A 2,500-nucleotide genomic window follows, 5' to 3' on the forward strand; every position below is an offset into this window, starting at 1 on the left:
TGAGCCTGACGAGCTACCGGACTGCTCCATCCCGCGGTTGTGAGTGTTTGTTTAGAGATTGAGGATTTTTCTAGGTTTGGCGGTGACCTACTCTCCCACGTCTTGAGACGCAGTACCATTGGCGCTAAGGCACTTAACGGCCGGGTTCGGGATGGGACCGGGTGTTTTGCTCTTGCTATGACCACCAAACCGAGGAAAATCCTCTGATACGTTACGAGTCCAAGTTTTGACTTTTGGCCAGCGAAGTCAGTCTTCTACTGGATCAAATCAAGCCTATCGGGCAATTAGTACCGGTCAACTGAACGCATTGCTGCGCTTACATCTCCGGCCTATCGACGTGGTGGTCTACCACGGCCCTCGGGGATACCTTGTTTTGAGGGGGGCTTCCCGCTTAGATGCCTTCAGCGGTTATCCTGTCCGATCATAGCTACCCTGCACTGCCGTTGGCACGACAACAGGTCCACCAGTGGATCGTTCACCCCGGTCCTCTCGTACTAGGGGCAACTCCTCTCAAGTATCCTACACCCACGGCAGATAGGGACCGAACTGTCTCACGACGTTCTAAACCCAGCTCACGTACCTCTTTAAATGGCGAACAGCCATACCCTTGGGACCTGCTCCAGCCCCAGGATGAGATGAGCCGACATCGAGGTGCCAAACACTGCCGTCGATATGGACTCTTGGGCAGTATCAGCCTGTTATCCCCGGCGTACCTTTTATCCGTTGAGCGATGGCCCTTCCACTCGGGACCACCGGATCACTATGGCCGTCTTTCGACTCTGCTCGACTTGTCAGTCTTGCAGTCAGGCTGGCTTCTGCCATTGCACTCAACGAGCGATTTCCGACCGCTCTGAGCCAACCTTCGCGCGCCTCCGTTACGCTTTAGGAGGCGACCGCCCCAGTCAAACTACCCGCCACGCAGGGTCCCGGATCCGGATAACGGACCGCGGTTAGACATCAAGAGTGCGAAGGGTGGTATCTCAAGGGAGGCTCCACCGCGACTGGCGTCACGGGTTCAAAGCCTACCACCTATCCTGCACATCACAATCCTGATGCCAGTGCGAAGCTGTAGTAAAGGTGCACGGGGTCTTTCCGTCTAACCGCGGGAAGCCTGCATCTTGACAGGCAATTCAATTTCGCTGAGTCGATGTTGGAGACAGCGGGGAAGTCGTTACGCCATTCGTGCAGGTCGGAACTTACCCGACAAGGAATTTCGCTACCTTAGGACCGTTATAGTTACGGCCGCCGTTTACCTGGGCTTCAATTCAGAGCTCTCACCCCTCCTTTTAACCTTCAGGCACCGGGCAGGCGTCAGACCCTATACGTCGTCTTGCGACTTCGCAGAGCCCTGTGTTTTTAGTAAACAGTCGCCACCCCCTGGTTTGTGCCCCCAGCCAATACTTGCGTAGAAACTGGGCCTCCTTCTCGCGAACTTACGGAGGTATTTTGCCGAGTTCCTTCAACATCGTTCTCTCAAGCGCCTTGGTATTCTCTACCAGTCCACCTGTGTCGGTTTAGGGTACGATCTAGCGATGGAGCTATTTCCAGGAACCTCTGAGCGGCCCGTTCAATCCGATAAGAACGAACAACCTTCGAGATCCGTCACTTCCATCTGGCCCAGGAATATTAACCTGGTTCCCATCGACTACGCCTTTCGGCCTCGCCTTAGGGGTCGGCTTACCCTGCTCAGATTAGCTTTAAGCAGGAACCCTTGGACTTTCGGCGACAGGGTCTCTCACCCTGTTTGTCGCTACTCATGTCATCATTCTCGCTAGTGATCTCTCCACGGGATCGCTCACGCGCCCGCTTCATCGAAAGCTCCTCTCCTCCAACACGCCCGAAGGCGCTAAGGAGGAATGGACCTATGTCACACTACGCTCTGCTACCATGCCTTACGGCATCCTAAGCTTCGGCTCGTGGCTTGAGCCCCGTTACATCTTCGCCGCAGGACAACTTGTTTAGACCAGTGAGCTGTTACGCTATCTTTAAAGGATGGCTGCTTCTAAGCCAACCTCCTGGTTGTTTTGGTCGTCCCACCTGCTTTCCCACTTAGCCACGAATTGGGGGCCTTAGCTGTAGGTCAGGGTTGTTTCCCTCTTCACTACGGACGTTAGCATCCGCAGTGTGTCTGCCATCTAGTACTCCTCGGTATTCGGAGTTTGGTTAGGATCAGTAAGCCTGTGGGGCCCCATTACCCATCCAGTGCTCTACCCCCGAGGGTATTCGGATGACGCTCTACCTAAATAGATTTCGCAGAGAACCAGCTATCTCCGAGTTTGATTGGCCTTTCACCCCTAGGCACAACTCATCCCGACCTTTTTCAACAGGTGTGGGTTCGGCCCTCCAGTAAGTGTTACCTTACCTTCAGCCTGGTCATGCCTAGATCACTCGGTTTCGGGTCTGATCCATCTAACTCATTCGCCCTATTCAGACTCGCTTTCGCTGCGCCTACACCTAACGGCTTAAGCTTGCTAGATAGACCAAGTCGATGACCCATTAT

General features: G+C 54.3%; 2 rRNA genes (1 of these 2 cut by a window edge). Both read right to left on the reverse strand.

Annotation, left to right across the window (positions count from 1 at the left end):
* Positions 1-74 precede the first annotated feature (74 nt).
* Positions 75-189: ribosomal RNA gene (rrf, locus tag F3H35_RS18645) — 5S ribosomal RNA — on the reverse strand.
* Positions 190-263: 74 nt separating this feature from the next.
* Positions 264-2,500 (reverse strand): 23S ribosomal RNA (locus tag F3H35_RS18650); it runs 1,221 nt beyond the window's last position.

Origin of the sequence: Roseovarius litoreus (genome assembly GCF_900142765.1) — a bacterium.
Taxonomy (GTDB): domain Bacteria; phylum Pseudomonadota; class Alphaproteobacteria; order Rhodobacterales; family Rhodobacteraceae; genus Roseovarius; species Roseovarius litoreus.